Origin of the sequence: Intrasporangium sp., assembly GCF_036566125.1 — a bacterium.
Classification (GTDB): Bacteria; Actinomycetota; Actinomycetes; order Actinomycetales; family Dermatophilaceae; genus Intrasporangium.
The window spans coordinates 1-7,030 of sequence record NZ_DATCWX010000273.1 but is presented as its reverse complement, the minus strand read 5'-3'; the positions used below and the strand labels follow the sequence as shown (position 1 = coordinate 7,030).

Genomic DNA, 7,030 nt, shown 5'->3' with positions numbered 1-7,030 from the left:
AAGGAGCCGGTGCCGCCCTCCTCGGACCCGCCCAGATCCGCGACCTCGCGCAACGGCTCGACCTGCGCCCCACCAAGCAGTGGGGGCAGAACTTCGTGGTCGACGCCAACACGGTCCGCAAGATCGTGCGCGTCGCCGGGGTGGGGGAGGACGACGTCGTCGTCGAGGTCGGGCCGGGCCTCGGCTCGCTGACCCTGGCGCTGCTCCCCGTCGTCCATCGGGTCACCGCCATCGAGGTCGACCCGCGCCTCGCGGGAGCCCTCGAGGACACCGTGCGCGCCCTCCAGCCGCAGAATGCCCACAAGCTGCGCCTCGTGGCGGGTGACGCCCTGACCGTCACCAGGCTCCCCGGTCCCAAGCCCACGGCGCTGGTCGCCAACCTGCCCTACAACATCTCCGTGCCCGTCGTGCTGTCCTTCCTCGAGCACTTTCCCTCCATCCAGCGCGTCCTCGTCATGGTCCAGCTCGAGGTGGCCGAGCGCCTGGCCGCCAATCCCGGCAGCAAGACCTATGGTGTGCCGAGCCTCAAGGCCGCGTGGTACGCCGATGTCGACCTCGCGGGACGGATCGGGCGCAATGTCTTCTGGCCGGCACCGAACGTCGACTCGGGCCTCGTCTCCCTGGTGAGACGGCAGCCACCCCGGACCACCGCGAGCCGTGAGGAGGTCTTCCGGTGCATCGACGCGGCGTTCCTCCAACGACGCAAGTCGCTCCGCCGCGCACTCGCGTCGTGGGCCGGCTCCCCGGCCCTCGCCGAGGCCGCCCTGGTCGCCGCCGGGGTCGACCCGAGTGCCCGCGGCGAGCAGCTCGACATCGAGACCTTCGCGCGCATCGCCGAGCACAAGGGCGGGCCGGCCGTGCCCGGCACCATAGGGTGACCGCATGACCGCTGCCCCGACACCACCCAGGTCGGTGACCGTGCGTGCCCCGGCCAAGGTCAACCTCGAGCTGCGCGTCGGCGCACTGCGGTCCGACGGCTACCACGACCTCGCCACGGTCTTCCAGGCCGTGTCCCTGTATGACGAGGTCTCGGTGGCGCGCTGGGACGAGTGGCAGGTCGTCCCGGGCGGGACGTATGCGGACCGCGTCCCGACGGGCAACGGCAACCTCGCGATCCGCGCTGCCAAGCTGCTCTCGGAGCAGTGGGACATCGACGACGTCCTGTCGATCCACATCGACAAGGACATCCCGGTCGCGGGTGGCATGGCGGGTGGTTCGGCCGATGCGGCAGCGGCCCTGCTCGCGTGCGACCACCTGTGGGGTCTGGGGCTCGAACGCGACGAGCTGGCCGAGCTCGCCGCCGAGCTCGGCAGTGATGTCCCCTTCCCCCTCGCGGGCGGCAACGCGATGGGGTCGGGCCGGGGCGAGCAGCTCGCACCGGTCCTGGCTCGGGGCACCTTCCACTGGGTCCTCGCGATCAGCGACACCGGACTGTCGACCCCCGAGGTCTTCGGCGAGCTCGACCGACTGCGCTCGGCCGACGGCGGCGATCCCCGGGACCCGGCGCACTTTGCCGAGGTGAGCTCCGAGCTGATGGCCGCCCTGCGCCGCGGTGACGCCCGGGCCCTCGGCGCGGCCCTCCACAACGACCTCGACGAAGCCGCCTTCTCGCTGCGGCCCGAGCTGCGGGTGCTGCGGGATGCCGGAGTCGAGTTCGGTGCCCTCGGCGGCCTCGTGAGCGGATCCGGCCCGACGGTGGCCTTCCTCACCGAGAGCCACGAGGCGTCTCTCGACCTCTCGGTCTCGCTGGCGGCCTCGGACCTGTGCCGCGACATCCGCCGCGCCCGAGGCCCGGTCCACGGCGCCCACGTCGTCAGCGGCTCGCGTCCGGACTGAGCAGCCCCCACCGCATCGGGGCGAGGCGGGTTCGTGTGCGCGGTGGCCGAGGCCGTAGGGTCGGTAGGCCATGCCACCTCCCACCACCAAACCGGTCAACCTCGTCAACCTCGAGCGCGTCTCCCTCGTCTTCGGGACGACCCGGGTGCTCGACGGCGTCTCCATCGGGGTGCTCGCTGGTGACCGGATCGGCGTCGTCGGTCGCAACGGTGGCGGCAAGTCGACGCTGCTGCGCGTCATCGCGGGCAGCCAGGAACCGGACGAGGGCCGCGTCTCGAGGCAGGGCGGCACCGAGGGCATCCGGGTCGGCATGCTCGCGCAGGACGACTCGCTCGATCCAGGTCACACGGTCCGCGAGGCCGTGCTCCAGAACCGTCCCGAGCACGTGTGGGCGGGCGACGCCCGCATCCGCGACGTCCTGACCGGGCTCCTCGGCGGCGTCCAGGCGCCGGATGTGGGCGGCCTCGACGCCATCGTCGGCCCGATGTCGGGCGGTGAACGCCGCCGGCTGGCCCTCGCACAGCTGCTCGTCGACGACCCGGAGCTCCTGCTCCTCGACGAGCCCACCAACCACCTCGATGTCGAGGGCGTCGCCTGGCTCGCGAACCACCTCGCGACGACTCGACCCAGACCGGGCAACGCGACGGTCGCGATCACGCACGACCGGTGGTTCCTCGACGCCTACGCGAGCCTGACCTGGGAGGTCGAGGCCGGTCAGGTCAACCCCTTCGACGGTGGCTACGCCGCCTACGTCCTCGCGAAGGCGGAGCGGGATAGGCTCGCCGGCGTCGTCGCAGACCGCCGCGCCAACCTCATGCGCAAGGAGCTCGCCTGGCTGCGTCGCGGCCCGCCCGCCCGCACCAGCAAGCCGAAGTTCCGAATCGACGCCGCGAACGCGCTCATCTCCGACGAGCCGCCACCGCGCAACAGCGTCGAGCTCGCGTCGTTCGCGACGAAGCGCCTCGGCAAGGACGTGCTCGACCTCGAGGACGCCACGGTCGTGCTCGGCGAGCCCCCCAACGGGCGGACCATCCTCGAGCGCGTCACCTGGCGGCTCGCGCCAGGCGAACGGGTCGGCCTCGTCGGCGTCAACGGGGCCGGCAAGTCGACGCTCCTGCGCGCCCTCACCGGAGAGCAGCCCGTGTCGAGCGGCCGGCGCAAGGTGGGCAAGACCGTCGCCATCGGCCACCTGACGCAGGAGGTCCGCGAGCTGGACCGCCTGGAGTCGTGGCGGGTCATCGAGGCCATCGAGGACGTCCGCCAGTGGACCACGTTGGGCGGCAAGGAGATCAGCGCCAGCCAGCTTGCCACGCGCCTGGGCTTTCCCGGCGGCAGGCAGCAGGCCCGTGTCGGCGACCTCTCTGGTGGCGAGCGGCGCCGCCTCCAGCTGACCCGCCTCCTCCTCGAGGAGCCGAACGTCCTCATCCTCGACGAGCCGACGAACGACCTCGACATCGAGACGCTGACGAGCCTGGAGGACGTCCTCGACGGATGGGCCGGGACGCTCGTCATCGTCAGCCACGACCGCTACCTTCTCGAACGGGCCTGCGACCACCAGCTCGCGCTCCTCGGCGACGGAAGACTGCGGGACCTCCCCGGTGGCGTCGACGAGTACCTGCGCCTTCGCGCAGCGCAGCAACACACCAAGCCGAGCCGTATGCTGCTGAGTCAGCCCAGCGGCATACCTGACCTTGGCAACGGGGCGGGGTCGGGTACCCCGAGCGCGAGCGCGGCGGAGCTGAGGGAGGCGCGCAAGGCGATGGCGCGCATCGAGAAGCAGCTGACGCGTGTCGCCGACCGTGAGGCGCGGCTGCACGGCGAGATGGCCGCGGCGGCGACCGACCCCGCGGCGCTCGCAGACCTCAACGCGCGGCTCGAGGAGGTCGTCGCGGAGAAGGAGGAGCTGGAGCTCGAGTGGCTCGAGGCCGCCGAGGTCATCGACTGACACGGGTTGAAAGTATCTTGATGTCAAGATACTTTTGGGGGCATGGCGATGTCTCTCCACCACGTTCAAGTGTCCGGTCCGACGGGCTGTGAAGACGCGATGCGCTCCTTTTACGGCGCGGTGCTCGGCATGACCGAGCTCGAGAAGCCCGAGCGGCTGCGCGCCCGAGGCGGTGCCTGGTTCCGTTCCGGCAGCCTGGAAATCCACGTCGGCATCGAGGAGGGGTTCCGGCCCGCTCGGAAGGCGCACCCCGGGATCGCGGTCGACGACGTCGACGCGCTCGCAGACCGGGTGGCGGACTCCGGGGCGCCCGTCGCGTGGGACGACAGCGTCCCGGGAGTCCGGCGCTTCCACACGAGCGATCCGGTGGGTAACCGCCTCGAGTTCCAGCAGGGGTGAGGCGGTGACCGGAGGCGCGCATGCGACGAACCAGGAGCGAGCGAGCGGCCCGGCGAGGTCAGCGCTCCCGCGACTCCAGCGGCGCGAGCATGCGTCGCAGCAGCACCGCGAGGGTGGCCTGGTCCGTCGGCGAGAGCTCGGACAGGAGCGTCTTCTCCTGCTCGATGAGGTCGGCCATCGCGGCGTCCACCACGTCGCGGCCCCTGGGCGTCAGGTGTACGAGCACGCCCCGGCGGTCGCTCGGGTCGGGGCGGCGCTCGACGAAGGCGCTGCGCTCGAGGCGGTCCACCCGGTTGGTCATCGTGCCGGACGTGACGAGCGTCTGCTGGACGAGTTGGCCCGGCGAGAGCTCATAGGGCTCGCCGGCGCGACGCAGGGCCGAGAGGACGTCGAAGGCCCATCCGTCAAGCAGGTGCTCCGAGAAGGCGGAGCCGCGGGCGAGGTCGAGACGCCGGGCGAGTCGCGACACGCGCGAGAGTACCTCCAGCGGCGTGACGTCGAGGTCGGGGCGTTCGCGGCGCCATGCGGAGACGATGACATCGACGTCGTCGACGGGCACGCGATCGGGGCTCATGAGGCCACTCTAGAAGCGGCGTCAAGACTCTTGACGTCAAGGGAATGTCAGGATGGCACGAGACAGATGACAGGCACGACCAGCGAGGGGGATCTGTGAACCCGCAAACCGACGACCTCGATCGCAGCACCGGAGCAGCGACGCCGGACGCTGCCTGGGACCCGAGGCAGTACGCGCATTTTGCGGATCAGCGCAGCCGGCCCTTCCACGAGCTGATCGCAAGGATCCCGACGCCCTCGCCGCGGAGGATCGTCGACCTGGGCTGTGGGCCCGGTGAGCTCACGCTGACCCTGGCCGCGCGCTGGCCTGATGCCGCGGTCATCGGTGTGGACAGCTCCCCGGAGATGCTCGCCAAGGCCCGTGAGCTCGACACTGACGGCCGGGTGCAGTGGGTGGAGGCCACGGCGGAGGAATGGGAGCCGGCTGCCTCGGAGGGGCCGGTCGACGTGCTCGTCACCAACGCGACCCTTCAGTGGGTGCCGACGCACCTGCGTCTCATCCCCGCTTGGTTCGAAGGGCTGCCGGCGGGTGGCACCTTTGCGATGCAGGTTCCCGCGAACTTCGACGCACCGTCACACCGGCTCATGCGCGAGGTGGCGGCGCGCCATCCGCGGGCGTCGGAACTGGCGCCCGGTCTCGACCGGGCTGGGTCCGTCGCCCTGATCGAGACCTACGCCGCCCTGCTGCTCGACCTCGGGGCGGAGGTCGACGCCTGGCAGACGACCTACTTGCAGGTGCTTGCCTCCCAGGAGGGCGCGGAGCACCCGGTGCTCGACTGGGTTCGCGGCACTGGCCTGCGCCCGGTCCTCGGCGTGCTGAACGAGGACGAGGAACGGGCTGTCTTCCTCGCCGATTACGAGCGCGAGCTGGAGGTGGCCTACCCGCGTCGTCCCTTCGGGGTGCTCTTCCCCTTCACTCGGCTCTTCGCCGTGGCCTACAAGAGGGGCGAGCCCACGGGAACGCAGCCCGGAGATTCCGGGGAAGCATCGAAAACCGCGTCATGAAAGACGAGGAGCGTCGTCTCAACTGGTGACGACGGTCATCGCCTCCTGGTAGTCAGGGGAGGGAGCGCCTGTTCCGGGACCGGCCGCCGTCAGGTTCCGCTCATCCGGCGAGTTTGGTGGAGGGGATTCGCCGGATGAGCGGGACACACTCACCTCCCGAGGGCGTCCGAACCACGAGGATTCGACGGGGCTCTCGCCCGCTTGGCACACTTGGACGGGGTCCCTCAGGACTCCTCGGGCTCTTCTGGGCTCCGGCGGCGTCGGAAGGTAGTGCGTGGCGGCTGACACGTCCATGTGGTCGAGCGAGGCGTGGTCCTCGGCCGCTGACCTCTACCTTCTCGCGCGCAGTCGAGAGGGTTCGGTCGAGGCGTTCGGAGAGCTCTGGCGCCGTCACCTGCCCGCGGCCTACGCCGTCGCGACCAAGTACCGGAGCAGAACTGCGGCCGAGGACATCGTGGCCGAGGCCTCCGCACGCGTCTTCTCGTTGATGCAGGAGGGCAAGGGGCCCGCGGAGCACTTCCGCGCCTACTTCCTGTCCGCGGTGAAGACCGTCGCCATCGACCAGGCCCGCCGCGAGCTCAAGGTCGTCCCCACCAAGGACGAGGAGCTCGAGCGGCTCAGCGAGCCCGCTCTCGACGATCTGAACGGGCTGGGGGAAGGGTTCGACGCCGACCTCATCCGCACCGCGTTCCGCGGTCTCTCCGAGCGGGACCAGCGTGTCCTCTGGCACACCACTGTCGAGGGGGAGGCGCCGCGGACGCTCGCCCCCGTCCTCGGCATGTCGGCCAACGCCGTGAGCGCGCGAGCCATGCGCGCCCGCGAGGCGTTGCGGGCCCAGTACCTCGACGCCTGTGCCCGGCGCGCCCTGCCCAACGCGGACAGCGAGGAGTGTCGCTGGGTCATCTCGCACTTGGGGGCGCATGCGCGCGATCGCCTGCCCAAGCGGCAGAAGGCTCGCGTCGAGGAGCACCTCAAGACGTGCCAGCACGCCTCGCTGGTGGCCTCGGACCTTCGAGCGATCCACAGCGAGTTCCCGGCTCTCATCGTGCCCCTCATCTTCCTCGCCGGTCTCTCCACGCCAGGTTTCGTCAATGCGGCCGCGCTGGCCGGACTCGCGTCCGGGGCCACTGTGGGGGCAGCTGGGAGTGTCGGTGCGACAGGCGGCGCAACGGGTGCGGCCACGTCCAGCCCGCCCCCCGGTTCGGGCGTCGGGGACGCGGCCGGACAGCTCGCGGGTCGGGCCACCACGCTCGCGGCGGGCATCGCCATGGG

General features: G+C 71.1%; 7 protein-coding genes. 6 read left to right on the top strand and 1 reads right to left on the bottom strand.

Annotated features, from left to right (window positions below; genetic code table 11):
* The 4 genes from rsmA to VIR15_RS16835 form a co-directional block, all read left to right on the top strand.
* A partial coding sequence (gene rsmA, locus VIR15_RS16850; RefSeq protein WP_331929839.1) for a 16S rRNA (adenine(1518)-N(6)/adenine(1519)-N(6))-dimethyltransferase RsmA occupies positions 1-878 on the top strand: 878 nt, incomplete at its 5' end.
* A 4-nt stretch (positions 879-882) separates the two neighbouring features.
* Entirely contained in the window at positions 883-1,836 is a 954-nt protein-coding gene (locus VIR15_RS16845) for a 4-(cytidine 5'-diphospho)-2-C-methyl-D-erythritol kinase (RefSeq protein ID WP_331929837.1), read from the top strand.
* Between the two features lie 70 nt (positions 1,837-1,906).
* Positions 1,907-3,781: an ABC-F family ATP-binding cassette domain-containing protein gene (locus tag VIR15_RS16840; protein WP_331929835.1), complete on the top strand. Its 1,875-nt coding sequence runs from the start codon at positions 1,907-1,909 to the stop codon at positions 3,779-3,781.
* A gap of 99 nt (positions 3,782-3,880) precedes the next feature.
* The gene (locus VIR15_RS16835) at positions 3,881-4,180 is read left to right on the top strand and encodes a VOC family protein (RefSeq protein ID WP_331929833.1); all 300 of its coding nucleotides are present in this window, start codon (positions 3,881-3,883) and stop codon (positions 4,178-4,180) included.
* Positions 4,181-4,238: 58 nt separating this feature from the next.
* Here the strand turns inward: VIR15_RS16835 and VIR15_RS16830 are convergent, their stop codons facing one another.
* Positions 4,239-4,754 (bottom strand): MarR family winged helix-turn-helix transcriptional regulator, encoded by a 516-nt coding sequence (locus tag VIR15_RS16830; RefSeq protein ID WP_331929831.1) that lies wholly within the window; start codon positions 4,752-4,754, stop codon positions 4,239-4,241.
* Between the two features lie 95 nt (positions 4,755-4,849).
* Between VIR15_RS16830 and VIR15_RS16825 the strand changes: the two genes are divergently transcribed.
* Together VIR15_RS16825 and VIR15_RS16820 are read left to right on the top strand one after the other, a co-directional pair.
* Positions 4,850-5,758 (top strand): methyltransferase domain-containing protein, encoded by a 909-nt coding sequence (locus VIR15_RS16825; RefSeq protein ID WP_331929829.1) that lies wholly within the window; start codon positions 4,850-4,852, stop codon positions 5,756-5,758.
* A 274-nt stretch (positions 5,759-6,032) separates the two neighbouring features.
* On the top strand, positions 6,033-7,030 hold a 998-nt coding region (locus VIR15_RS16820; RefSeq protein ID WP_331929827.1), incomplete at its 3' end, for a sigma-70 family RNA polymerase sigma factor.

Bases quoted from the DNA above. Each gene is read 5' to 3' on its own strand.
- VIR15_RS16845 (WP_331929837.1), top strand. From the start codon at position 883: ATGACCGCTGCCCCGACACCACCCAGGTCGGTGACCGTGCGTGCCCCG.
- VIR15_RS16840 (WP_331929835.1), top strand. From the start codon at position 1,907: ATGCCACCTCCCACCACCAAACCGGTCAACCTCGTCAACCTCGAGCGC.
- VIR15_RS16835 (WP_331929833.1), top strand. From the start codon at position 3,881: ATGCGCTCCTTTTACGGCGCGGTGCTCGGCATGACCGAGCTCGAGAAG.
- VIR15_RS16830 (WP_331929831.1), bottom strand. From the start codon at position 4,754: ATGAGCCCCGATCGCGTGCCCGTCGACGACGTCGATGTCATCGTCTCC.